Genomic DNA, 23,582 nt, shown 5'->3' with positions numbered 1-23,582 from the left:
GGGGCACTAAAATGGGGGTTGTGCCGACTGGCGCTGAAATGTACTTTTGAAGCCTGTTTCGCCGCATCCGGCGGTATCCAAACCAATATTTCCGGCCCTGGTTTCTACCCCATGCAGATCAGCAGCCGTTCGACAAAAAAAACAACATGAAAGACCAGGTGAGTTGCCTGCTGACCCAGGCAATCAGGGCCAGGCTGGCGCAAGGGCCCGTATTCCGATTCGACGGCAGCAAGGAAGATGCTTTTGACCGTGTCGTCTACTTCGATGATTTTATTCCTTCGGCCCTTGAGGCCTTTGCCGGCCTTTACCAGCAAATACTCGCCGATCACCACGACCTGTCACTGGCTGATATCGACATGGAACTGCTTAGCATTACGCGTAAGCAACTCCGGCTACCTTGATCGGCGGGAACCAGCATATAGGTTATAAAAAAGAAAGCCAGCCCAAGAATGAGCCAGCCCCTATAAACCCTATCACCATGAAAGAACAAAGGTAGCAAATAATCTCCCCCGATTTGTATAAAGAATGCTAATATGCACATCGGCGCCGGCATAATTTATTCAGTCTGGCCGCTTAACCGTTGAAACCTTCAAGGCCCTGTAGGGGCAATTTCATGGATTATCGTTGTTTTATCTACAAATCTTTTGCCCCTACGGGGCAAACAGCTACAGGAAATTTATTCAGGCGAAGGCACGAAGGTTTTAAGCACCAAATAAAAGCTCATTACATCACCGCGGGAAAAACACATCTTCTTTCAGCACTCGTGCCTCTGGGCTCTTATGGAGCAAAACAGCATTCGCTGCACCGCTGCGAGAAATGATTGCCTAAAAAAAGAAATAGGGTTATCCTCCACGGATAACCCTTCCTTTTTCTGGTGATAGTACTGATCGGAATCAGTCAGTACATTATGTTGCGCCCAAACAAGGGCCGTTGGTATCGATTCCGGATCTTAATCATTCACCGCGCAGCAAATGTTAAAATCCGGCTTTGCAATATTACCCGCACTTAAAATAATACTGCATAAATTATACTAACTCAATAAACAATATGTATTTGAAGCAAATACATGACGAATGTAAAAAGGAACGATGAAATCAATGTACAAAATTTAACAAACGGTACTAATTAGTTTATAAGTGGTCATTTTCAGGTAATAAACGTAGAGATTCCGGGGGTTTTATCGAGGGTCCAAAGAGGAGAAAAATGGCAAAAATGCCTGGAAACAAAGCAAACGATCGCCCAATCTATTTATTATCAATAATTTAAAGTAACACAAGTGCCTTTGTCATAAATCTATAAAAAATGGGCTGCATTCCTGCATTGTTATGTCGTCACTCCTCATAAAAATCCCTGAGAAATGTTAATTTTTAGCTGACTACCCGATATAGGAACAAATAAACTGCCGGTCCTTGAGCTTGTCGAAAGGACAACCATATAGCGGCGCTTCGACAGGCACAACAACCGAGGTGGGAAGCTAAGTCTCCGCATCAGAATTTTATCACGGAGCAGCCCAACGTTTCTTTTTAACATTGATACTATCCCTGATCGCTGTGATGCGTACAAGGTGCTGCAACAGGCTGTCCCGCTCTGCAGCGGCAAAAGCTTTTATCTGCGGATCGGGGATCTTCTGAATTGCCCGATCGTAATCGCCGATCATCATCTTTTCCCTTTCTGCCATTACAGACATAAAGGTAGAGTCGAAGGGATTGCCGGCCTTTTGTTTCAAGCTATCGACAAGCCGCCGATAACCTTCGCCCATGGTATCGTTAAGCCGTATATCACGAGCTGTAGCAATAAATCTTACCCTCTGCAGCGCGGCCCGGTGAAAGGCCAGCATATGCCAGCCATAAGTGCGCAGCCGCCAATCAGAGGCCTGGCCGGAAGCATAGCGACCCAACTCTGCTGATGCCATATGCTCTTCAGCTACCTTTACGATGAAATCGCCGGCCGGCCGGGAAAGCGCTGCCACATCGGATGCCGCCGGATCATTGTGCCGGCCGGTACAGTCGCAAAGGAAAAACAGCGCCCATAGTACTGCCCGGCCTGCAAACAGCCTATTCATGATCTTATAGCTAATGGATATGCAGGAAGAACATAGGCCACGTTGAAAAGTTGCGCCGGAAACATTAAAAAGCGAAGCACAACCTTGTTGCCTTCATCGTGGTTATTATAGTACAAACAACCTGCACATGACTTCCCAGGTACGCTGCGATATCTATTATTCCATACCCGGCGATGCTTTCGATATAGGAGAGCGCCATGCGGGGCATATCGCTCACGCGAAAACAACGATCCATATCTATACCCGCGAAAAAGCGGATATCGCAGTCACAGCTCCCGGGGGCCTGCCCAGCGGTATTACCACGGAGCTCTCCATTCCCATTCCGATCAAAAAAGAACGTTTCTTCAACAGCGAAACGCATTGCCTGTTCCTGAACGATAAAGGAGAAGTGTTAACGATCGCGGGTCAGTATCTGTTCCCGGTGCTGATGATGCGCGATGCGGGCGACCAGGAACGGCTGCATATCAAATTCAGCCAGCAATACTATCCGGGAAAGCATCAATGGAAGCCTGTGACGACTGAGCATGGTTAGCCCAAAGCTCCTCCTGTAATATTGAAGATCATACCGGGCTGCCAGGGCCGGGCGGGGCCCTGCCGCATGCGCCGCGACCGCCGCTGCTCCCGGAAGCCGAGCTGCTGCAGGGCAGCAATCGCTTCCGTATTTTCTTCGGGCACCATAGCATGGGTCTTACAGCTCAAACGCAAACGCAGCAGGGCGCGTCCTGCTACAGGATCGCCGGCAACAATAAGTCCGCGGTGAAGCGTAGGAAAGAAAGCCCCATGTACCTGATCTCCGTCCAGGTAAAGCCAGGCATGGTCCAGGTGTGCCTGTACAGAAGCCTCCCGGTTCTCGCCGGTAGCTTCACGGTCCAACTGTAAGACGGCCTGCCGGTAGGCCGGCTGGTAAGGAATGATTCCGGGTATAGAGGGTTCAGGAAGCAAAGGGCCGGCAAAGTGGACATGCCGGGTAATGGTATCGAAGCCCAGGCTCCGGTACACAGGATAACCCATATCAGTAGCATCGAGCAATACCGTAGGAAAACGTTCCCGGTCGACCTGCTCCAGCAGCGCAGCCGTGATCGCTTTTCCGATGCCCCGTTTACGAAAAGCAGGATGCACTACGATCTGGGCCAGCCAGGCGGTGTCTTCGTTATAGATAATATTACCTACACCTGCGATCTGACCGTCCAGCAAGGCTTTCAGCGGCCGGCAGAAAGGAGCCTGCAGGTTAAAGGTAAAATGAGGAACCAGATTGTCCCAGCCTTCGGGCGTAAGCAGGTCCAGCTGCGAGAGATCGTCTGGCTGCATTGCAGTGATCAGCATAAAGCGATGTTTGTATAAAACTAATACAACGCCGCCATATCCGTAAACATTGTGTCAACAGAATCCGCCGCTTTGTTTTCCTGTATTTACCGGCGCAGGGCAAACCAATATACCCAGGCAATGAGGAATACTTGCATGGGTATACGGAACCACAGGTAGGCCGGTCCCGGACCGCTATAGGTTGCTTTTTCAAAATCAATATGCCTGGCTGCGGCATTGATATTGGCCGGCAGGATCAGCACCAGCAGGATCACCAGCGACACGCCTGCCATAGAACGGGTCGAAGGGAATAATAGTCCCAGACCCAGCAAAATCTCCAGGATACCGCTCCAGAAGACGATCTCTTTCCTGAAAGGAATGAAGCCGGGCATCATCATCGCCATACCGGGGGCAAATTTATAGTGCCCGATAGCAGTGACACAGAGCATCAGGAACAGGGCCAGGTTCCCGCTGAAAACGAGATTCCAGCTGCCGGTGATCATACGCGAGATACCGGTGCTCAAGCCGAATGTGATGATCAATATGGCCAAGACTTTCATGATTTTCCAGCTTTTGATGACCACACAAAATTCGATACCGGGAAGGGCATGAACAATGATGTATGTTAGCTTTTACCGAATTGCCTGCGGATACGGCTGAGGCTCTCGGGCTGTATGCCCAGGTAAGAAGACAAATGCTTTACCGAGAGCCTGGCGACCAGCGCGGGATTCCTGGCCATCAACGCGGTATAGCGTTCTTCAGCGGTAAGCGAGAGCAGGCTCATTTCTTTGCGCAGCCGCTTTACGTATTCGCCTTCCGCGATCAGGCGGCCGATACGTTCGCTATATTTTGAGCGGTCGTAGAAATACTGCAGCGCGCTGAAGGGGATGCTCCAGGCTTCGGCCTCTTCCAGCACTGTTATATACACGGCGCTGGGTTCGCGGGTGATGAGCGAATAATAAGCGGTAACAAAGTCGCCGGCAAACTGGAAATCGACCGTAAACTCTTTACCATCGCGGATAAAGTAATGCCTTGTGGCCCCGCTGTTGAGAAAATAGATATGATTTTCGACCTGCCCTTCTTTCACCAGGAAGGCGCCTTTGGGATAGCGTTTCAGGGTCATCTGCGCTGCAAATGCTTCCCACTCTGCTTCGGGCAGAGGCTGCAGGCGGTTTATAGCTGCTTTGATCTGTTGCCGTGGATCGCTGTCCTTGCTCATCGTGCTGAAGTGTTAAAGTGCTTTTGTAAAAACGACACGGTGCGGGCCGGGACCCGAATAATCCGGCACCATGGGAATGCCGTCCACTGTAATATCGCCGTTCAGCCGATTGCCGTCCTGGTCTGGTCAAAATCCATCAGCGCTGCACTTCATAGGCTGCCTAAAACAGAAGCGGCAGGATCTCGTCCTGCCGTTTTCCATATCGGTTATCGTATGCGTTAACGATCAAAATATTTCTGGAGCAATTCACCGGCATAACCGTTCACTTTCTGCAGGTAGCGGAAGGTGTCCAGGTCGATGATCCCTTTGATCCATTGCTCTTCGTCCTTGAATTCCTTTTCCACTTTCACTTCGATCAGGTTATAGCTTTCGGGCGCACCTGAAAAATATTCCTGTACAAACTCCCGCAGGCTTTCCTCATCAAGGCGTTCTCCGCGATAAGGAGCCACGCCGCTTTTCACTTTCCGATTGTTGTAGTGGACGCTAAAGGAAAAAGTACAATATTCCATTTATCTTGCTTTTTTTGTGACAAAAGTAATTGTTTATTTTTCGCTTTGCTATCATTTTCAACTATTATCAACAAAATAATATAAATCTAAGATAAAAAACGTATGCGTTTACACCCGGAACGCCGGGCTGAACCTGCCTGCTATAAGGGCCATGCGTCTTCTCTTCTGTCCGGTATAAAAAAGAAGAAGCTGATCCTTTATGGAACAACCCCTCTTCTTCTTTTGATAAAAAATATTTGTCTCCGGCCTAGTGCATCGCTTCGGACATGCTGACCTTCTGCTTGCTGCTGCGGATCATGAGGATGAAGGGTACACACACCAGGAACATAATACCGATATACAGGAACACATCCATATAGGTCAGCACGGCGGCCTGGCGCATCACTGATCCGTCTAGCATTTGATAGGCTGCTGTCCTGGCCTGGTTAGGCGGCATTCCCAAGTTCATCAGCCGTGCAGTAGAACCGGCCACTTGTTGCTGTACCTTAATATTGTCTGCAGTAATATTCTGCAGAAGATCGTTACGGTGAGTTGCGTTACCCATCGTCATAAAGGTGGTAATAAGCGCGATACCGAAGGAACCACCTAACTGCCGCATCATACCGGTAAAGGCAGCGCCCTGCCCTATCTGTTGCCCTTTTAAGGTAGATAAAGACATCGTGGAAACAGGGATGAACAACATACCCATGGCTGCGCCACGCATCATCAGCATCCAGAAGAAGGCTTGCTTGCTGGTATCGGGTGTAAGAATATTTCTGCCCCAGAAACTATAAATGAAGAACAGGAACATTCCTGCGGCTGCCAGGTATTGCGGTTTAATTCCTTTTTGCAATAACTGCCCGATAATAGGCATCATAAACGCCGTCATTAAGGCTGCCGGAATCATGATCATACCCGCCTGCTGCGCATTCCAGCCCAGGGAGTTTTGCAGGTACAAGGGTACCACGAAGGTTGATCCATACAGACCGAAGCCCATGATAAAGGACAGTACGGTGCCGATACGCAGGTTCCCGTTCTTCAGTACCCGCAGCTCAACAATCGGGTTTTTATAGGTCAGCTCTCTCCAGATAAAGAAATAAAACCCGAGCGCCGCCGTTATACTCAGGAACAAAATTTCCCTGTTATTAAACCAATCGTCTTCCTGTCCCCGCTCCAGCACATATTGCAGCGAGCCTACGGCAACAGCCAGGAACAAGATTCCCCACCAGTCGATTTCTTTGGATGATTTTTTCTCCCCGTATTTAGGACTTCTTACATATTGCAGGGTAAGCATAAAGGCCATAATACCGATAGGGATATTGATGTAAAAGATATAAGGCCAGCTGAAATGTTCCACAATATAACCTCCTAAAGGCGGTCCGAGCGTGGGTCCTATAATTACGCCAAGACCGTAGATGGCTTGCGACATGCCTCTTTTTTCCGGGGGCCAGCTCTCTGTAATGATCGTTTGAGAAGTCACCAGCAAAGCACCACCGCCGACACCTTGCAGGAAGCGGAACAAGATCAATTCCCACATCGTGGTGGCATTACCGCAGAGGAAAGAGCAGACGGTAAACAGCATGACGGAGGCCGCAAAGTAATTGCGCCGGCCAAACTGCTGCGACAGCCAGCTGGTCATCGGCACGATGATCACATTGCCGATCGCATAGGCCGTGATTACCCACCCGATCTCGCTCAAGGTCGCACCCAGGTTGCCCTTCATGTTGTTGAGGGCCACGTTGACAATAGTCGTATCCACGATCTCCAGCAGCGCGCACAAAATAGCAGTGATGGTGACAATGGCTCTCCTGCTGCCGTATTCAACTAAAGATTCCTGTTGCATAATGATTTAAATTGTTGAGTGCCGGTCTTGGCCGACCGGCGGCATTGGCCGGTGCTATTTGGAATCCAGGTGCACGTCCACGTATACGTTCATACCGGCGCGCAGCAGCTTCAGCTTGTCGTCTTTGGGATTGGAGAACTCAATCTTCACCGGCACGCGCTGCACCACTTTTACGAAGTTGCCGCTGGCATTATCCGGAGGCAGCAGGGAAAACTTAGCACCGGTAGCGGGGCTGAACGAAGTGATCTTCGCTTCATATTCATGATCGGGGAAAGCGTCCACTTTCACAATCACTTTCTGTCCCAGCCTCATCTTGGTGAGCTGGGTCTCCTTAAAGTTGGCGACGATCCAGCAAGCGCCTTCCGGCACGACATTGAACAATGCCTGTCCTGCCTGGAGCAGCTGTCCGGGCTGCAGGTTCACGCGGGATACCTGGCCGTCTACTGCTGCAATGATGATAGTATAGCTGAGATTCAGCTGTGCTGCCTGCAGCTCGGCTTCCCTTTGCTTGATGGTAGCGTTGGCTACAGATACCTGGCCGGAGGTCACATTTCTTTGCTGGGTTACTACAGCTGTTGCCCTGCTGGCGCTTTGCTTTTGGGCCTTCAGCACGTCCAGCTGACGTTCAGCTGTTTGCTTGGCTGCAAGCGCCTGCTCGTATTGCTGCTGGGTAATGCTGTGATCCTTAATCAGGTTCTCATAACGGGCAAAGTCCTGGTTGGCGCGCCAGACATTTACTTTAGCCGCTTCGATCTGCGCATCAACCGTATTGATGTTGGACTCGGACGAGAAGATATTGGCAGAGGCCACCGGTATACCGGCGCCGGCTACGGTTGCGCTGCTTTGGGCAGCTGCCAGCGCAGCTTCTGCTTCTGCAACTTTAACGCGCAGGTCGCGGTCATCCAGGATCAGCAGGGTATCGCCTTTTTTAACCATCTGGTTATCGCTCACCCTGATCTCTTTGATATAGCCGGATACGCGGGGAATAACAGGGCTGATCAGGCTTTCTACCTGTGCATCATCTGTTTCCTCATGTTTTTGCGCATGCATGTACTTGATCACACCATAAGTACCGCCCACGATCACCAATGCGGCAAATACGATGGCAAAACGTTTACTCTTTGGTTTTTTCGCTTCCTCAGCAGCCTGAGGTTGTGCCTGATTATTTTCCATTGTTGTTTATTAGATGTGCTGTTGAATGTGAGTTGTATTGTATCCGGCGCAGGAATGCGCCATAATTATCTTTTATTGTTTTGCTCCGGGATCCCGGGGTACACCCGCAGTTTCATAGAGCTTATTGATCGCCACTTCGGCATCGGCCCTGGCGTATTCATAATTGATATCGGCCTGCAGCTGCGCTACGTCTGCATCCAGCAGATCGGTAGTGGTCACAAGCGCATTATCATATTTGTTCTTCGTGATCCGGTAGTTTTCCCTGGCCTGCTCTACGGCTTTACGGTAAACTTCGATCTTCTTCACGCTCTCCAGGTAGTTCTGGTAGGCCTGGTGGATCTCCATCCGGATGCCGTCGTTGAGCTGCATGGATGACCAGTGCAGCTGCTGCTCCCGGGCTTTGGCCTGTTTTACTTTGGCGCCGTTCTTATAGAGCGAAGCGATATTATAGCTCAGTCCCACACCTACGTTCAGCGCGTTGGTTACGGTCAGGAAATTGGGAATATCGGCTGCTACATAGCCACCGCTCAGGGCCAGCGAAGGATAGTATTCACCCTTTGCTGCTTTGATACCGGCTTTGGAAGCCAGCTGCCTTTGCTGCAGCGCCTGGTAGTCCGAACGGCTGGCAAGGGCTTTATCTTCCCAGGCCTGGAGGCTTTCGATCTTGTAGGTCCTGCCCAGACCACCGGCATCCAGCTTCAGCTCGGTTTGCTCGTTGAGTCCCAGCATCAGGTCCATATTGAAATTGGCGATGTCGCGGGCATGCTGGGCATCCACCAGGGCCAGCTCCACATTGGATTCCTGCAGCTGTGCCTTCAGCAGGTCGTTGCGGGCCATCAGGCCGTTCTGCTCCAGGTTGCTGAAGTCCTTTACTCTTTGCTGTGCCTGCTTCAGGTTCTCTTCTACCAATCCCAGGGCCGCCTGCGCTTTGTACAGATTGTAGTAGGCAGCGATGGTGTTCTGGATCACTTCGTCCTTATCCTGCTGCGCATCCAGCTCGGCGGCCCTCTTCAGGTACTTGGCTGATTCGATACCGCTGCGGATACGCAGGCCGGAGAATAGGGGTAAGGACGCGGTGGCCATACCATAAGCTACCTGGTCCACTTTTATCTCAGAGGCTGAGCTGCTGCCCTCGCCCTGGCCGCTGCCGCCCAGCTTGGCCTTCATATCTATATTGGGCTGGTTCACCCGCAGGTAGGAGCCCGAGATTTTAAGATCAGGATATTGACGCAGCCTGGCTTCGCTCAGCTCGGCGGCCGCCTGGTCGATCTTAGCCTGTGACACTTTAAGGTTCTTGCTGTTATCAAGGCTCAGCTGTATCGCCTCGTCCAGCGATAGCTGCCGGGTTTGCTGGGCCTGCAGGGTATTGGCCGAAAGCAACAGGGCCGCCATGAGCCCTACCTTACTTTTTGTTCGATATTCCATAAGTTAAAAATGCTTTGAACATGACTTTTATATGCGAGCGGAGCTTTTCGGTGGATTCGGCGTCGTAATCACCTTCCTTTCCCGATTTCTGGTTAGACTCCTGGCATATGAATTTGTAATTAGAGAAAAAGTGGTTTACGGTTCCGATAAGGGTCACTGCCAGCATATTCACTTCTATATTCTTCTGAAACAGGCCTGCTTTCTGTCCTGCCTTCACGGCAATTTCGATCAGGTTGCGGTTCTGTGTCTTCATATCCTTGATCAGCGTATATAAAGGTCCTTCCTTCATTAATACCTGCTCGCGCATCATCAGCTGGTGAAAACTATGGTTCTCAATGATCACTGTTATATAAGTATCGATCAGCAGGTCTACTTTTTCAAGCGGATCATGTGTTTTGGAATGAATAATCGACTCGATCTTCTTACGCATGCTTCCCGTGTGGTTTCTGAAAATCGCTTCCAGCAACTTTTCCTTCGATCCGAAGTAGTAGGAAATCATCGCCACATTCACTTCTGCTCTCTGCGCAATATCGCGTACCGATGCAGAATCAAATCCCTTCTCTGCGAACACTTCCAGCGCCTTATCCATAATCTGGAGCTGCTTGTCGTTCAATTCAGTTTCCATCGCCGTTAATTTTATTCGTTGACATATACAACCACAAAATTAAACAAACGTTTGAATTAAACAAACGTTTAATTAATTTTTTACAGAAAAATTATCTCCCGGCTATATAGACAAAACCTATTACAAGCGTGAAACAAGGGGTTTGAGATGGAAAGCTGGCACTTTCTCGGGCAGCAGAGCCTTCGCCGGAAGGAACCTGCAATAGAAACGGACGACTGACGCCGGCGTAAGCCAGCGGCCGTCGTCCGTCTGCTATAAAAAGCGTCAGTTCAGGAAACCGGTATCAGCGCAGCAGCGATTGCACGTAGCTGTCAACTGTACCGAAAAGGAAGCCGGGATATTCCGTAGCGAATTTCAATTTCACAAAGCCGCCTAAGAGTGGGCGCGCGGCGGGCTGGTTCATCTCTTTGGTGCTTACGGGGATAAGGTCGTATTCGGCCGAAGGGAAATAGCTGAGCACTCTTAAGGCCAGTTCTATCCGGTTCATATAATCGCTGCCGCCAATGTGGTAAATACCTTCCTTATTATCTTTCAGCAGCAGGTACATGGCCCTTGCGATGTCCCAGGCATTGACCGGGCTGGCAAACTGGTCGTAAGGCAATTTGAGCGTCAGCTTCCTGCCCTCCCTGCACTGCTCTACAATGCGGGCCACGAAGTTTTTGTTGCGGAGCTCATTACCATATACATTGGTGATACGCAGTACCAGGGTATGCTCCAGCTCCTTCAGCGCAAGGGTTTCCGCCTCCAGCTTATGCCGCGCATAAACGCTGAGCGGGTTGACTGCGGCATCTTCGCGGTAAGGTCCGTTCACACCATCGAATACATAATCGGTGGAAATAAACACGAAACGCGCCTTGCATTTACGGGCCAGCGCTACCAGGTTCCTGGTGCTCTGCACCGTTTTTTCATAGCTCTCCTCCGGGTGGGCCTCGCAGTAGTCCACATGTGTCAGGGCGCCACAATGCACGATCACATCGGGCAGAAAGGTCTCCACATCGAAATTTTCAGGGTGCGCCGGCTCAAGCGTGTTGTAAAAAACGGTATCGGCTGTTGCAAAAGACAGATGGGAACCGATCACATTCCAGCCCATCTCTTTAAAGTGTTTCAGGCAATTGCTTCCCACCAACCCGGATGCCCCGGAAATAAATACTTTCATTATTGTTTCATTAAGTGCGCTGCGATAAAGATCGTGATATCCACTCAGATGCTTCGCGCATTCCTTTGGAAGGCCTGTAAAAAACAAGGTTAAGGCGCTACTGCTTCTTCCGCTGTTCCGGTCGTCACAAATTCAAGAGCCTTATGTACCATCAATTTGGAGCCGATAAAAATGGGTACCCGTTGGTGCAGCTCCGAAGGCTGTATATCCAGCACTCTTTGCTTACCATCTGAGCTGAGGCCTCCTGCGGCCTCTATGATAAAGGACATGGGGTTGCATTCGTATTGCAGGCGCAGCTTACCGTTGGGGTTTTTCTTATCGCCAGGATAAATAAAGATACCGCCCTTAATGAGCGTACGGTGCAGGTCGGCTACCATAGAGCCGATATAGCGGTGTGCGTAGGGGCGTCCGTCGTCCTTGTTGAGCTCCATGCAGTAATCCAGGAAGGCCAGCATACCTTTGTCGTACTGGCGGCTGTTGCCCTGGTTCAGCGAATAGATCTTTCCTTTCTCGGCACATACCATATCAGGATGCGACAGGCAGAACTCACCTATTGAAGGCTCGAGCGTGAAGCCGTTTACACCCAGGCGGGTAGCATACACCAGCATGGTGCTGCTGCCGTAGATCACGTAGCCGGCGGCCATCAGCTTGTTGCCCGGCTGCAGGAAATCTTCCCTGGTACAGGGCTGTCCCAGCGGGGATACGCGGCGGTAGATAGAGAATATAGTGCCGATGGAAGCATTGACATCGATGTTGGAAGAGCCGTCGAGCGGATCGAACAGCACCACGTATTTAGAATTCACAGAATATTCATCGTCGAAAGCGATAAAGTCGTCGTTTTCTTCAGAAGCAATACCGGCACAATCGTTACTGTTACGCAATACATTGATCAGCATTTCGTCGGAGTAGATATCGAGCTTCATCTGCTCTTCGCCCTGCACATTGGTGGCACCGAATTTGCCGATGATATCGACCAGGCCGGCCTTATTTACCTGCTTATTGATCAGCTTGCAGGCCAGAGAAATATCGCGGAGAAGCGCCGACAGTTCCCCTGTCGCTTTGGGAAAGGCACGGGTTTGCTGGATCGTGAATTCGTCTAGTGTAATCAGTTTACGGGATGTTGCCATTTTTTACGTAATAATTAATGTTTTTCGGGGCACAAAGATACGTAACCCCGGGCACAGATAGCTATAGTTTCAATATTTTACCCGGCAGCTTCATCCAGTCCACATTGCCCAGGTTGAGGCTGAAGGTAATCGTTTTCAGGAAACGATTTTCGGGGTATACCGATTTGGTATAATCGGTGAAGTCGCGGCTCATGATCAATGGGATATAGATCGACAGCAGGTCGGCGCTATAGATCTCCACCCCGGCCACATACAGGACGGTAGCCCCGCTGGGGTTCATCTGGCGGGCATTGGAAAAGGTAGAGACATCGGCAAACAGCCGTATGGGCAGGTTAAATAAAGGCAGGTCGCTCTTGATGTTGAGCGATACCAGCCAATCGTCGCTCAGCCCCAGCTGCGACGAATACTGCAGCGTATTGACCTTAAACCCGCCTTCTTTCATGCTTACCTGCTGCGACCAGGTGCCTGTGGCTTCGCTGCGCCCGACATAGGTCTCGTCGTAGAGGTAGTCGTTCCAGCCACTGTAGGTATTGGCAATGCGGTACCGGTAGGCATCGGAGCCGGAGCTGGTGAGGTCGAAGAACTTGCCGGCATATCCGCGGAGATAAAGGGCTTTATCCTTTTTGAAATAATCGATCTTAAGGTTGGCTTCCAGGCTCAGCTTGGCAAATTGCTTGCCTGCCTGCGCTTCCAGGACATAGCTGAACGGATTGAAGGTACGTTTGTTCTGATGCCGGTAACGCAGCCTTGCGTAAAAATTATCTTCATAGCCGCCTTTTGAAGGATAGTAAAGGCTATCGGCGGGGTTCATATTGAAAGCGAACTGCTCTTCCCGGATCCAGTAGCCTTTCAGCGAAATGCTGCGTTCCACTGTGCTGCGCCAGTCGGGTTTGCGCAGGTTGAAAATGATTTCGGGCGCTACCTTGACATAGCGGCTGTGCAGGTAGTCCGGTATATTGGTATTGGTCTTATCATAGCTGAAGGTCTTTCCTTCCAGGCTCAGCTGTATATCATGCAGCCAGCCTTTGTCGCAGTAAGCGGTATAACCTATAATGCCGGTTCCGGCGAAAGTCCCGCTGCTGAAGCCGTACAACGGCGCCAGGATAAATTTGAACTTATGCTGTGGCACCGTTATGTTGTGCAGCAAAAGGCCTGCCATAAAGCCATCGTAATAGTTATAGCCGATGGCGGGTGCATACCATATCTTGTTTTGCGGCGTGGTATTGAAGCCGAAGAAAGGACGCAATGCCAGCGGGGAACGGTTTTCATTGTTCTGCGCATTGTAATCGGGTATGGCCTCCGCGATCTTCACCCGGCTGTAATTACCTGGTGTAGTATAGGCTACCCGCTTGCTGCCGGTAAAAGGCTCGACCCATTGCGTGACCGAGTCTTGTCCCTGGTAGGCGACAAAAGCGACCGGCGCGCTGAAGCCTGTCCTGTTCTTCAGGGTCACCCCTTCTTTATCTGCCTTTAGCGCAAAGTCAACAGGCTTGGTCGTTTGTATGGCTCGGTTGAAAAACCAATCCAGGTTCTTTGCAGAATGCCTGCGAAAGATCTGCTCGAAATCGGCGGGCTGCGGATGTTTGTACTGCCAGGTATTAAAGTATTCCTGCATGGCCGACCTGAATGTATCGGGGCCCATATACGCCTCCAGCCAGCGCATAAAGCCGGCCGACTTCACATAGATATCGGCGAGATAATTCATTTCGGGCATTACCGCAGCGGCCGTATCGGCAGGCACCAGGTCGTGCGTTGCCGATAGCATATCATAAACCAGCTCATTGATATCTTTGCCGCCAAGCCACATGGCGCCGGTGGACGCAAACTTATGCTCGTAGAAGCTGTTAATGCCTTCATCCATCCAGGGGTAAGCTCTTTCATTGCTGCCGAGCATACCATAGAACCAGTTGTGTCCCACTTCGTGCACGACTGCGGTGCGTACTTCGTCCGGGCTGTTGGATGCTGCGATCACGGTAATGGTGGGATATTCCATGCCGCCGCCCGCGCTCAGTGCGCCTTCCACGGCCTTAACCGTTTTATAGGGATAGGGACCTACAGCACTGCTGTAGCCGTTGATGGCATCCCGTACCCACTGCAGGCTTTTCTCCCAGCCGGATTCATGTTTCGGAAGATAGCAGGTATATGCCGTAACAATATTCCCCGTACCCGGTACGCTGATCGTATCTTTCCGCACCTGCCAGCGCTTGTCCGCAAACCAGGCAAAGTCGTGTATGTTTTCTTCCTCGAAGGTGATCGTCTTCATCACCGGCGAAGAAGGGATGTTGGCAGTATCTTTCAGCAAAGCGCTTTTGCGGCTTTCCTTACCGGTAAAGCCTGCCGGTAGCTTAGCCAGGCTATCGAGCCACAGCCGTTCTTTTTCCTCCAGGATGTTGCCCGTTCCCATCAGCACGTAATTTTCGGGCAGGGTCACTTCCACATGGTAGGCGCCGTATTCGCTGTAAAATTCTCCCTGGTCGAGATAGGGCATGGGGTGCCAGCCGTGGGCATCATATACCGCCGGCTTGGGAAACCATTGCGATACCTGGTAAGATTGCCCCTGGTGCCCCATGCGGGAAAAGGTCAGGGGAAGCTTCACCCGGAACGGCGTTTCGATGGTGATCTGTCCGCCCGGCGCCAGGGGTTGCGGCAGCACCACGCGGATCACGTCGGGGTCGCCGGTAGCCACCACGCCGGCCTGCCGGCTCGCCTCATCGGAAACGACAGTGAACTTCAGGCTGTCGATATAGCCGCGATCGTCTTCCTTGCTGAAATAATGCGCGGTGTTTTTGTTCTCTACCGCCTGCCGCTCAAATGCCGTACGGTCGCTGCTATAGGCATTGGGAAAAAGATGCATATAGATATAACGCAGCGTATCGGGAGCATTATTGGTATAACGCATGCTGATGTGCCCATGAAGCATATGCTCCCGGTCGTCGAGCGTTACGGCGATGTTGTTATCCACACGTTGCTGCCAGTAGGCTTGCTGCGCCGACGCTGTGCAGGACAAAGAAAGCAGGAGCGCGGCTCCGGTTCGTTTCAGGTTCAAAGGTGATCGTTTTGAGCAGCCTGCGTGCAGGCCGCTTGTTATGATAGTAGGTATAAAAACGCTTATTGCGCGTAATACTCCGCTTCGTAAACCTCGTCGGTAAGCAGGTTACCGCCGTCGGCAGCGCGGGTGGCCAGCACATCGCAACGGTTGTTCATCACATTGCTGGCGTGTCCTTTGACCCAGTTCATCTTAATGCGATGCCGGCGGTAAAGCTTCAGGAAGCGTTGCCACAGGTCGGCGTTCTTTTTACCGGCAAATCCTTTCTTTTCCCAGCCAAACACCCATCCTTTCTCTATAGAATTGACCACGTATTCCGAATCGGTGAAGATCTGGATGTCCAGGCCTTCGCGGGTGAGCGCCTCCAGCGCCTTGATCACGCCCAGTAGCTCCATACGGTTATTGGTGGTCAGCTTGTAACCGGCAGAAAGCTCTTTTTCCTTACCGCCCCATTGTAATATGGCGCCATAGCCTCCCCTGCCGGGATTGCCGCGCGATGCGCCGTCGGTATAAATAATCAGTGACAAATGTGGAATTTAAATATCAGTCAATAGACGGGCAGCGCATCATCTCCATGCCTTGCCCAAGGATACATTTCGATTACCTTTGCGGTCAAAATTACAATCTTGGACCGCAAAATAAAAGTTTCTGCTGTAAGTTACCTTAATACAAAACCCTTACTTTTCGGTATCTCCCGCCATGCCGTAATGGAAGAGATCGACCTGGTGCTGGAATATCCTGCATTGATTGCCCAACATCTGCGCGAGGACACTGTAGACCTGGGCCTGGTGCCTGTTGCCGCAATTCCTTCTATTCCCAATGCCCGTATCGTATCCGATTATGGTATCGGCGCCGAAGGCAAGGTCGCTTCCGTATGTCTCTTCAGCAAGGTGCCGGTAGCAAACATTGAAAGGGTTTACCTCGATTACCAGAGCCGTACTTCTGTAAGGCTGGCCCAGGTGCTGCTGAAGCACTATTGGAAAAAAGAGGTCGAAGTGCTGCAGGCGCCCGAAAATTATATTGAGCTGATCGACGGCAGCGACGCCGGGGTCATCATCGGCGACCGGGCGCTGGAACAGCTTCCGCATTTCCCCTACATCTATGACCTTGCCGAGCACTGGCAGCAGTTTACCGGCCTGCCGTTCATTTTTGCCGCATGGGTAGCCAACAAAGAGCTGCCGCCGGCTTTTCTCAGGCAGTTTGATGAAGCCAATGCCCTGGGATTGCAGCACCTGGAGGAGGTGATACAGGAAAACCTCTACCCTGTTTATGACCTGAATATTTATTACCGGGAAAATATCCGGTACTTCCTGGATGAGGAAAAGAAGAAAGGCCTGGCACTATTCCTGGAATACCTGAAAGCGCCTTCCATCGTCTGATCTCCGGCGTTTTGCTAAGCGTTTGCTATTAACACAAGCTTAGCCGGTTTGTCTTTCGGGCTTCTCCTATCTTTAGGTTTCAAAACATACGCAAAATGAAAAAAGTAATGATCGCAGCTTTAGCCCTGACCATGTTCAGCGGTGCTGCCTTTGCTCAAAAAACAACCACCAAAACCACCAGGGAGACCAAACAGGAACAGCCGAAAAGCGATGAGGCCAAGCCTGCCAAAGCCAAAAAGAAAAAGGCTGAGAAGGCCAAGAAAGCTGAGAAAATGGAGACTACTCCTCCGGCAGCAAACTAAACGGACAACAAATTTTAATGAAGAGGCCGCCTGTTTTTTTCTACAGGCGGCCTCTCTCTTTTAAGTTATTCGATGTGGCTACAGGTGCGCCAGAATATAGTCGGTCATACGGCGGTAGAGCTGCAGGCGGGTAATGCCGCCATAAATACCGTGATTCCTGTTGGGGTAGTATTCCGATTCAAATTGCTTGTTGGCTTTGATCAGGTGATCGGTAAGGATCGCTGCATTCTGAAAATGCACGTTATCATCGGCGGTGCCATGGATGATCAGGAAATTGCCTTTCAGCTGTTCCGCCATTTTTTCCGGAGCATTTTCATCGTAACCTTTGGCATTTTCCGCCGGCCGGCGCATATACCGTTCGGTATAGATATTATCGTAGAAACGCCAGTTGGTTACCGGCGCTACGGCTACGGCCGTCTTGAACACATCGGCTCCTTTAAGGATGCAGGTCGCGCTCATAAAGCCACCGTAGCTCCAGCCCCAGATACCGATCCTTTTCGGATCAACATAGCGCTGTGCCGCCATGTATTTGCCCACAGCGATCTGGTCATCGCTTTCATATTTGCCCAATTGCAGGTAGGTCTTCTTCTTGAATGCCTCGCCACGGCTGCCGGTGCCGGTACCGTCGGCACACACGATAATATAACCTTTCTGTGCGAGCATCTGGTGCCAGAAATAGTCTTTCAGCGGAAATTTATCGGTCACCTCCTGTGAGCCCGGGCCGCTGTACTGGTAAAGCAGCACCGGGTATTTACGCGCAGGATCGAAGTCCGGTGGTCTGATCATCCAGGCGTTCAGCTGCTCGCCCCTGCCATTAGGAATCTGCAGGGTGGTCACCTGGGATAAGGCATAATCTTCCATTGTCTTTTTCAGCTGGGCATTGTCCTCCAGCACCCGGACTGTTTCCCCTTCTCTGTCGATGAGCGTGTAGACCGGCACAGCGTTCATCCGGGAATGCTTGTCGAGAAAGTACTCAAAGCCCGCACAGGGTGTGATCTCATGCATACCGTCCAGGGGTGTCAGGCATTTAGCAGCGCCACCTTTCCAGTCTACGCGATAGAGCTTGCGCTCCAGGGGGCTGTTCACACCGGCGGTATAATAGACACATTGCCTTTGTTCATCCACGCCCTGCAAGGCATCTACATCCCAGCCCCCGGGCGTGAGCGGTGTCAGCTGCTTCCCCGTCCAATCCCAGCGGTAGAGCTGGTTAAAGCCGGCCCGCTCGGAGGTGATGATAAAAGAATGGCCATCGGGCAGGAAAGTAAGGTTGTCGTTGATCTCGATGTAGTAAGGATTGTTTTCTGTGTAGATCGTCTCCGCCTTACCGGTAACGGCGTCAGCCAGCAGCAGCTCCAGCTGGTTCTGCAGGCGGTTCATCCGGTAGATGCAAAGCTTATTGGATTTCGCTGCCCAGCGGATGCGGGGAATATACTGGTCGGTTTCCGTACCGGTCTGCGCCTGTACGGCGCTGCCCTTAGCCAGGTCGTAGATGTGTATGGTCACTACAGAATTATCTTCGCCGGCCTTGGGGTATTTGTAGGTGTAAAGGTCGGGATAGTTGTCGTCCCCGTAATAGGGAATGGTATATTCCTTCACCTTACTTTCGTCGAAGCGGTAGTAAGCGAGGTAATTGCCGTCGGGCGACCATTCGTAGGCTTTCGAAAATTCGAATTCCTCCTCGTAGACCCAGTCGCAGTTGCCGTTGATGATACGGTTGCGCTGTCCGTCGCGGGTCACGCGGGTTTCCACGTCCGAAGCGAGATCCCGGATGTAGAGATCATTGTCCTTTACATAAGCCACTTTAGTGCCCTGCGGGTTGAAAGCGGCATGCAGCACCAGGTCGGGGGATAAGGATTGTAGCTTACCTGAAGCCAGGTCGTAAACCCTGGCCTTATATTGTATCGAGCGGCGGTAGACCGGCTTGGGATCGGTCAGCAGCAGGATCTTCCGCTCGTCGGCCGACAAGTCGTAGTTGACGATAGTCCCTATATCGGCAACGATCCCGCCAAACAAGGTCTTCGTCTTTTTGCTGGTGGCGATATCGTAGACATTGATCTCCTGCCGGCTGCCCTGCTGGTCGAGCTGTGTATAGCGATGGCCGTCGTTAAGGGCATTAAAGCCCGGGACATTTTTCAGGGCAAAGGTGCCCTTTTGCCAGATATCCTCAAGCGTGATCTGCCGGTCGCCCCTGGCCGAGAGGCTTAGGGGGACGATGCTCAAAAGAAAGGCTGCCAGGCGCAGCTTCCGGAGTAAAAACAATTGATTCATAGACGCGTTCAAAATACCGCGCTAATGTACGGTACAATGATCGCATATTCCTCCCCCTGATCAAGGGAATTATTTATGCTGCAGGAGGCATATGAGGCGAAATGAGACGGAAAGGGCTGCTAGTGCTGCTCCGCTACGGATTGCTGCGCGATCATTTGCAGCAGCTGCGCTACGGCCTCGGGCCGGGGCATCATTTTTTGCTGTTGTAATACAGCCAGTTCGGCACTGAATTCTTCTTCCATTTGGGCTTGCTGAATGGTATGGTGCGGATCGGGCAGGGAAAGAATAGATAGGTTAACAGGTAAAGAAGTGTGTAGTTTTTTTTCCATTTGGGCATTATTTTAAGGTAAAACGGAACATAAAGTTGTTTTAGTATATCCTGCTCAAATTTTGCTCCGCCCTACAGCGGGGACACTTATTTTTTCGCCGGTGCTTTTACCGAATCAGGTACAATGAGGTACACATCTTCACCGTCTCTTTTTTCGTGGTATTTTTCCCGGGCATATTGCTCCAGCCTGGTATTGCTTCCGTTCAGATCGTTCAGCTCCTTTTCCATACGGACCACTTCGCCATTGAGGTGGTCGATCTTTTCCTGGGTGTGACGAAGCTCCGATTCCCTTTCGTGCTGGGTAAACCAGTCGTTCTGATCGAAGAACAGCATCAGCAGCAGGAAAAGCACTGCTGTAATGGTGTATTTATTGGCAAGAATTTTTAGCGCGCGTTTCAATATTGCAGATTGGGGATTGCCTGTTGCTGCAAAGTTGAAAAAAATATAGCAGAAAAAGTCCGCAACTTTTCCCCAGCGCCCGCAAAATGCGTTACCATAACAGAATAAATAGTTTTACTTTTGCGGCACATTTTTCCATACTTAACAATTTTCATTCCCACATGTTGCAGGATTTTACCGCACAGAACGAAAAAGAAACCCGCGCGGGCTTTGGTGAGGGTATTCACGAGGCTGCTCAGAAGAATGCCAATGTAGTAGCGCTTACTGCCGACCTTGCCGGTTCCCTCAAGCTCAATGCCTTTATCAAGGATTTCCCCGAACGTTTTATACAGGTAGGTATTGCCGAGGCCAATATGATCGGCATCGCCGCCGGCCTCACTATTGGCGGTAAGATCCCCTACACTACTACTTTTGCCAACTTCTCCACCTCCAGGGTTTATGACCAGATCCGCCAGTCGGTAGCTTACAGCGGTAAAAATGTGAAGATCTGCGCTTCCCACGCCGGCCTCACCCTGGGCGAAGACGGCGCAACACACCAGGTGCTGGAAGATATCGGCATGATGAAAATGCTGCCGGGCATGACCGTGATCGTACCCTGCGACTTCAACCAGACCAAGGCTGCAACGCTGGCTATCGCCGACTACCAGGGTCCGGTGTACCTCCGCTTCGGAAGGGTAAAATGGGCCAACTTCACCAAAGCGGACGGCAGCGACTTCGTGATCGGCAAGGCGCAGATCATGAATGAAGGTACAGACGTTTCTATCATCGCCTGCGGCCATATGGTATGGACCGCGCTGGAAGCCGCCCGTGCGCTGGAAGCAAAGGGTATCTCCTGTGATGTGATCAACATGCACACCATCAAGCCCCTGGATGAAGAAGCGATCATCGCCTCTCTGAAAAAGACCGGCTGCGTGGTCACTGCCGAAGAGCACCAGATCAACGGCGGCCTGGGCGACAGCGTAGCTAATGTGGCTTCCCGCCATTGCCCGGTACCGCACGAATATGTAGCTGTGCAGGACACTTTCGGAGAAAGTGGGAAGCCAGCCGACCTGCTGAAAAAATATGGTCTCACCGCCGAGCACATTATCGCTGCTGCTGAAAGGGCCATCCAACGCAAATAAAACTTTCAACAACGATTTTTCCAAACAATACACGGGCTTTTCAGCCCGTGTATTGTTTTTTGTACCCTTTATCCTAATTTAGCCATCAACCAGATATCAATACACGAATTACAGATTTGACCATGGTTACCAACCATAAACCCTCTATAATGGCCCCGCCCATTCCTAAGCACACCTGCTACGACCATAAGCGTATTGCGCTGCTTCGTCTCCAAACGTTACCGCACCTTTTCTATAACTGCATAACGCCGGCCGGTTATGTTTTCCCAGAGGTTAAGCCTTATTTTATGGAACAGTATGCGGCTGGCAACCTTGTATGCGGGCCCGGTACGGGCGTTACCCGGCCCGGCACTTTTGCCCCCCTCCGATGGCAACAATCATGAGACGCGCCACCTTTTGCAGAGGTATCTGCAGCGGCACCGGCTTGCCGGCCGCTCCGGCAATAAGCCAACGACGGCAGGAAGGCTAAACACCAAACCCTAAACGAAAACAGAATATGTACAGAGCCATCATCATCGACGACGAACTGATGGGCGTGAAAACCCTGAAATTATTAATTGCCCGGAATTGTCCGGAAGTAAAAGTCGTTGCCAGTACTACGGATCCGGAAGCCGGCATCACGCTTATCAGCGATTATCGCCCCGACATCGTATTCCTGGATATCAGCATGCCGCAGATCAACGGCTTTGAGTTACTGGAGCAGACGAGCTATAAAGAATTCTGCCTGGTCTTCACCACAGCCCACGCCGATCATGCGATCAGGGCGATCCGGAACCATGCGCACGACTACCTGCTGAAGCCTATTGATGCGGAAGAGCTCAAAGACTGCATCCGGAACATTGGCAGCAAGGCAGCTGTCCCCGGGAACAATGGAGCAGTGCAGCACCGCCGGGTAATTGAGCTGCCGGTTAAGGATGGCATTATTTTTATCAAGCCTGAAAATATTATCCGGATAGAAGCTTCCGGCAGCTACACCGTTTTCCACCTGGACAATGGCATACGGCACCTGGTCTCCGGCAGCATGAAGACTTACGAAGCCTATCTGTCCCCGGCAACTTTTTTCCGCTGTCACCTGTCCCATATCATTCACCTCGGCAAAGTGGTCAAGCTGCACAGCGCCGATGGTCTTTTTGCAAAAATGTGCGATGGTTCCATGGTCGAGGTAGCCCGGAAAAACAAGCAGCTTTTCCTGGAAAAGCTGCAATGCGGCTGAGGCCATAGGTCACTGCACAAATTCTTCCCCGGTTTTCACAAATCAGGACAGCTATACTGCAAATCCGGCCAGTGCACTGGTAAGCAGTATTTTAGATTTGCAGAAAACCACTCAAAGATGAAAAGAATTGCTACAATTGCTATCCTTGGCCTGGCCGGAATGATGTTCTTTCCCTCCTGCAAAAAGGACTACAAATGTACTTGTACCTGGACTGTAGGCGGGCAGCAGCAAAGTGCCACGGTCGACCTGAAGAAGATGTCCAAAAAGGATGCCAAAGCAGCCTGCGAAGGCAACAGCGGCCAGTACAGCGCTTTTACCGGCGTAAGCTGCAGCCTGAATTAAGGATTTTCTTTCTTGATAGGAAAATCAAGGAGTTGCCAAGCCGGCAGCTCCTTTGTTATTTTCTTAAGTATGTGGAACAAATTGCGGGAATACTGTTGTGGATGAATATATTTGTGCCGGTATCGGCAATGAAAAGGTCAACAAACAGCGGCCGGCATTGTTCCTGTAGAAGAGAAAAAATCATATTCCTCCAAACTAAGCTTATGCGACAAAAATTATCCTTTTGCACTTTACTGTTCTGCTGCCTGCTGAGCACGGCTGTTTCCGCGCAGAAAAAAACGACGCCGCTCGAGTATAATGACAAGCTGGCATCGATTACCGATTCCCTGTACAACCTGGGCATGGAATGGGGTGCCCGGTTTCAGCAGATCATGAGCAGCGATAAAAATTACGGGCAATTGTCGGAGCCCCGCCAGAAGGTCGCGGCATTCACCAACAAAAAAATCGCCGAAGTAAAGAGAGAAGCGGCAGTGGGCAAAGGCGGCGACAACCTGAAAGCTGCCGTGCTCAATTTCCTGGCTTTTGAAAAGTCCATGATCGAAACGGCTTTTATGCCTATAGAAAAACTGGACAACAATTCGACCCAGGAAGAGATCGATGCCGCCATAAAAAAGCTGACCGACCAAGCCGACCTGGAAGCCGATGCTTTGAAGAAAGTGAATGCTGCACAGGAAGCCTATGGCAAGCTGCACGGCTTCGAGCTGGAGCCGGCCGAAGAAGAAGACAAAGACTAACCTGCTCTTTGATACAAAAGAAAGCGCGCA

24 protein-coding genes are annotated in these 23,582 nt (G+C 51.0%); 8 read left to right on the top strand and 16 right to left on the bottom strand.

Annotated features, from left to right (window positions below):
- The first annotated feature begins 146 nt into the window (after window positions 1-146).
- The gene (locus DZC79_RS18250; RefSeq protein WP_118953056.1) at window positions 147-401 is read left to right on the top strand and encodes a hypothetical protein; all 255 of its coding nucleotides are present in this window, start codon (window positions 147-149) and stop codon (window positions 399-401) included.
- A gap of 1,097 nt (window positions 402-1,498) precedes the next feature.
- On the opposite strand, the gene DZC79_RS18245 is transcribed toward DZC79_RS18250, so the two are convergent.
- Window positions 1,499-2,062: a DUF4142 domain-containing protein gene (locus DZC79_RS18245; protein WP_118953055.1), complete on the bottom strand. Its 564-nt coding sequence runs from the start codon at window positions 2,060-2,062 to the stop codon at window positions 1,499-1,501.
- Between the two features lie 127 nt (window positions 2,063-2,189).
- On the opposite strand from DZC79_RS18245, the gene DZC79_RS18240 reads away from it, so the two are divergent.
- A complete protein-coding gene (locus tag DZC79_RS18240; RefSeq protein WP_118953054.1) occupies window positions 2,190-2,594 on the top strand; it encodes a hypothetical protein in 405 nt (134 codons plus the stop codon).
- Here the strand turns inward: DZC79_RS18240 and DZC79_RS18235 are convergent.
- The 12 genes from DZC79_RS18235 to rnhA form a co-directional block, all read right to left on the bottom strand.
- Complete coding sequence (locus DZC79_RS18235) at window positions 2,591-3,385, bottom strand: GNAT family N-acetyltransferase (protein WP_118953053.1); 795 nt, start codon at window positions 3,383-3,385, stop codon at window positions 2,591-2,593. The genes DZC79_RS18240 and DZC79_RS18235 overlap by 4 nt on opposite strands.
- A gap of 86 nt (window positions 3,386-3,471) precedes the next feature.
- The gene (locus tag DZC79_RS18230) at window positions 3,472-3,924 is read right to left on the bottom strand and encodes a DoxX family protein (RefSeq protein WP_118953052.1); all 453 of its coding nucleotides are present in this window, start codon (window positions 3,922-3,924) and stop codon (window positions 3,472-3,474) included.
- Between the two features lie 65 nt (window positions 3,925-3,989).
- Entirely contained in the window at window positions 3,990-4,583 is a 594-nt protein-coding gene (locus DZC79_RS18225; RefSeq protein WP_118953051.1) for a Crp/Fnr family transcriptional regulator, read from the bottom strand.
- Window positions 4,584-4,801: 218 nt separating this feature from the next.
- A complete protein-coding gene (locus DZC79_RS18220) occupies window positions 4,802-5,092 on the bottom strand; it encodes a hypothetical protein (protein ID WP_118953050.1) in 291 nt (96 codons plus the stop codon).
- A gap of 247 nt (window positions 5,093-5,339) precedes the next feature.
- Window positions 5,340-6,914 carry a DHA2 family efflux MFS transporter permease subunit gene (locus DZC79_RS18215; RefSeq protein ID WP_118953049.1) on the bottom strand — a complete coding sequence of 525 codons (1,575 nt, stop codon included), beginning with the start codon at window positions 6,912-6,914 and terminating at the stop codon, window positions 5,340-5,342.
- 54 nt (window positions 6,915-6,968) lie between these two features.
- The gene (locus tag DZC79_RS18210; protein WP_118953048.1) at window positions 6,969-8,087 is read right to left on the bottom strand and encodes an HlyD family secretion protein; all 1,119 of its coding nucleotides are present in this window, start codon (window positions 8,085-8,087) and stop codon (window positions 6,969-6,971) included.
- Window positions 8,088-8,159: 72 nt separating this feature from the next.
- Window positions 8,160-9,512, bottom strand: a complete 1,353-nt coding sequence (locus DZC79_RS18205; RefSeq protein WP_118953047.1) for a TolC family protein — start codon at window positions 9,510-9,512, stop codon at window positions 8,160-8,162.
- Complete coding sequence (locus DZC79_RS18200; RefSeq protein ID WP_118953046.1) at window positions 9,490-10,137, bottom strand: TetR/AcrR family transcriptional regulator; 648 nt, start codon at window positions 10,135-10,137, stop codon at window positions 9,490-9,492. The genes DZC79_RS18205 and DZC79_RS18200 overlap by 23 nt, the downstream gene beginning before the upstream one ends.
- 283 nt (window positions 10,138-10,420) lie before the next feature.
- A complete protein-coding gene (locus DZC79_RS18195) occupies window positions 10,421-11,293 on the bottom strand; it encodes an SDR family oxidoreductase (RefSeq protein WP_118953045.1) in 873 nt (290 codons plus the stop codon).
- Window positions 11,294-11,382: 89 nt separating this feature from the next.
- The gene (gene fbp / locus DZC79_RS18190) at window positions 11,383-12,420 is read right to left on the bottom strand and encodes a class 1 fructose-bisphosphatase (protein WP_118953044.1); all 1,038 of its coding nucleotides are present in this window, start codon (window positions 12,418-12,420) and stop codon (window positions 11,383-11,385) included.
- A 61-nt stretch (window positions 12,421-12,481) separates the two neighbouring features.
- Window positions 12,482-15,466 (bottom strand): M1 family metallopeptidase, encoded by a 2,985-nt coding sequence (locus DZC79_RS18185; RefSeq protein ID WP_157977256.1) that lies wholly within the window; start codon window positions 15,464-15,466, stop codon window positions 12,482-12,484.
- Window positions 15,467-15,528: 62 nt separating this feature from the next.
- Window positions 15,529-15,993: a ribonuclease HI gene (gene rnhA / locus DZC79_RS18180; RefSeq protein ID WP_232831878.1), complete on the bottom strand. Its 465-nt coding sequence runs from the start codon at window positions 15,991-15,993 to the stop codon at window positions 15,529-15,531.
- Between the two features lie 99 nt (window positions 15,994-16,092).
- Here rnhA and DZC79_RS18175 point away from each other — a divergent pair, with 99 nt between their 5' ends.
- Together DZC79_RS18175 and DZC79_RS18170 are read left to right on the top strand one after the other, a co-directional pair.
- A complete protein-coding gene (locus DZC79_RS18175) occupies window positions 16,093-16,845 on the top strand; it encodes a menaquinone biosynthetic enzyme MqnA/MqnD family protein (RefSeq protein ID WP_118953041.1) in 753 nt (250 codons plus the stop codon).
- Between the two features lie 95 nt (window positions 16,846-16,940).
- Window positions 16,941-17,147, top strand: a complete 207-nt coding sequence (locus DZC79_RS18170) for a hypothetical protein (RefSeq protein ID WP_118953040.1) — start codon at window positions 16,941-16,943, stop codon at window positions 17,145-17,147.
- 78 nt (window positions 17,148-17,225) lie between these two features.
- Here the strand turns inward: DZC79_RS18170 and DZC79_RS18165 are convergent, their stop codons facing one another.
- The 3 genes from DZC79_RS18165 to DZC79_RS18155 form a co-directional block, all read right to left on the bottom strand.
- Window positions 17,226-19,415 (bottom strand): S9 family peptidase, encoded by a 2,190-nt coding sequence (locus DZC79_RS18165; RefSeq protein ID WP_118953039.1) that lies wholly within the window; start codon window positions 19,413-19,415, stop codon window positions 17,226-17,228.
- 119 nt (window positions 19,416-19,534) lie between these two features.
- Window positions 19,535-19,744, bottom strand: coding sequence for a hypothetical protein (locus DZC79_RS18160; protein ID WP_118953038.1), 210 nt, complete (start codon window positions 19,742-19,744; stop codon window positions 19,535-19,537).
- 86 nt (window positions 19,745-19,830) lie between these two features.
- Window positions 19,831-20,142: an FtsB family cell division protein gene (locus DZC79_RS18155; protein WP_118953037.1), complete on the bottom strand. Its 312-nt coding sequence runs from the start codon at window positions 20,140-20,142 to the stop codon at window positions 19,831-19,833.
- A gap of 161 nt (window positions 20,143-20,303) precedes the next feature.
- On the opposite strand from DZC79_RS18155, the gene DZC79_RS18150 reads away from it, so the two are divergent.
- From DZC79_RS18150 to DZC79_RS18130, 4 genes are all read left to right on the top strand, one after another.
- Window positions 20,304-21,263 (top strand): transketolase family protein, encoded by a 960-nt coding sequence (locus DZC79_RS18150; RefSeq protein ID WP_118953036.1) that lies wholly within the window; start codon window positions 20,304-20,306, stop codon window positions 21,261-21,263.
- Window positions 21,264-21,759: 496 nt separating this feature from the next.
- On the top strand, window positions 21,760-22,476 hold the full coding sequence (locus DZC79_RS18140) for a LytR/AlgR family response regulator transcription factor (protein ID WP_118953034.1): 717 nt from the start codon (window positions 21,760-21,762) through the stop codon (window positions 22,474-22,476).
- A 117-nt stretch (window positions 22,477-22,593) separates the two neighbouring features.
- Window positions 22,594-22,818, top strand: coding sequence for a hypothetical protein (locus tag DZC79_RS18135; RefSeq protein ID WP_118953033.1), 225 nt, complete (start codon window positions 22,594-22,596; stop codon window positions 22,816-22,818).
- A 203-nt stretch (window positions 22,819-23,021) separates the two neighbouring features.
- Window positions 23,022-23,552 (top strand): hypothetical protein, encoded by a 531-nt coding sequence (locus DZC79_RS18130; protein ID WP_118953032.1) that lies wholly within the window; start codon window positions 23,022-23,024, stop codon window positions 23,550-23,552.
- Window positions 23,553-23,582 lie beyond the last annotated feature (30 nt).

The sequence above is a fragment of the Taibaiella helva genome (assembly GCF_003545695.1).
GTDB classification, from domain to species: Bacteria; Bacteroidota; Bacteroidia; order Chitinophagales; family Chitinophagaceae; genus Taibaiella; species Taibaiella helva.
The sequence above is the reverse complement of the archived record's forward strand: the minus strand, read 5'-3'. Positions and strand labels throughout refer to the sequence as shown.

Excerpts from the sequence above, each read along its gene's own strand:
- DZC79_RS18225 (WP_118953051.1), bottom strand. The coding sequence starts at position 4,583 with ATGAGCAAGGACAGCGATCCACGGCAACAGATCAAAGCAGCTATAAAC.
- DZC79_RS18220 (WP_118953050.1), bottom strand. The coding sequence starts at position 5,092 with ATGGAATATTGTACTTTTTCCTTTAGCGTCCACTACAACAATCGGAAA.
- DZC79_RS18140 (WP_118953034.1), top strand. The coding sequence starts at position 21,760 with ATGTACAGAGCCATCATCATCGACGACGAACTGATGGGCGTGAAAACC.
- DZC79_RS18195 (WP_118953045.1), bottom strand. The coding sequence starts at position 11,293 with ATGAAAGTATTTATTTCCGGGGCATCCGGGTTGGTGGGAAGCAATTGC.
- DZC79_RS18165 (WP_118953039.1), bottom strand. The coding sequence starts at position 19,415 with ATGAATCAATTGTTTTTACTCCGGAAGCTGCGCCTGGCAGCCTTTCTT.
- DZC79_RS18250 (WP_118953056.1), top strand. The coding sequence starts at position 147 with ATGAAAGACCAGGTGAGTTGCCTGCTGACCCAGGCAATCAGGGCCAGG.
- DZC79_RS18215 (WP_118953049.1), bottom strand. The coding sequence starts at position 6,914 with ATGCAACAGGAATCTTTAGTTGAATACGGCAGCAGGAGAGCCATTGTC.
- DZC79_RS18130 (WP_118953032.1), top strand. The coding sequence starts at position 23,022 with ATGCGACAAAAATTATCCTTTTGCACTTTACTGTTCTGCTGCCTGCTG.
- DZC79_RS18230 (WP_118953052.1), bottom strand. The coding sequence starts at position 3,924 with ATGAAAGTCTTGGCCATATTGATCATCACATTCGGCTTGAGCACCGGT.
- DZC79_RS18205 (WP_118953047.1), bottom strand. The coding sequence starts at position 9,512 with ATGGAATATCGAACAAAAAGTAAGGTAGGGCTCATGGCGGCCCTGTTG.
- DZC79_RS18210 (WP_118953048.1), bottom strand. The coding sequence starts at position 8,087 with ATGGAAAATAATCAGGCACAACCTCAGGCTGCTGAGGAAGCGAAAAAA.
- DZC79_RS18160 (WP_118953038.1), bottom strand. The coding sequence starts at position 19,744 with ATGGAAAAAAAACTACACACTTCTTTACCTGTTAACCTATCTATTCTT.
- DZC79_RS18245 (WP_118953055.1), bottom strand. The coding sequence starts at position 2,062 with ATGAATAGGCTGTTTGCAGGCCGGGCAGTACTATGGGCGCTGTTTTTC.
- DZC79_RS18150 (WP_118953036.1), top strand. The coding sequence starts at position 20,304 with ATGTTGCAGGATTTTACCGCACAGAACGAAAAAGAAACCCGCGCGGGC.
- fbp (WP_118953044.1), bottom strand. The coding sequence starts at position 12,420 with ATGGCAACATCCCGTAAACTGATTACACTAGACGAATTCACGATCCAG.
- DZC79_RS18170 (WP_118953040.1), top strand. The coding sequence starts at position 16,941 with ATGAAAAAAGTAATGATCGCAGCTTTAGCCCTGACCATGTTCAGCGGT.
- DZC79_RS18135 (WP_118953033.1), top strand. The coding sequence starts at position 22,594 with ATGAAAAGAATTGCTACAATTGCTATCCTTGGCCTGGCCGGAATGATG.
- DZC79_RS18235 (WP_118953053.1), bottom strand. The coding sequence starts at position 3,385 with ATGCTGATCACTGCAATGCAGCCAGACGATCTCTCGCAGCTGGACCTG.
- DZC79_RS18240 (WP_118953054.1), top strand. The coding sequence starts at position 2,190 with ATGACTTCCCAGGTACGCTGCGATATCTATTATTCCATACCCGGCGAT.
- DZC79_RS18200 (WP_118953046.1), bottom strand. The coding sequence starts at position 10,137 with ATGGAAACTGAATTGAACGACAAGCAGCTCCAGATTATGGATAAGGCG.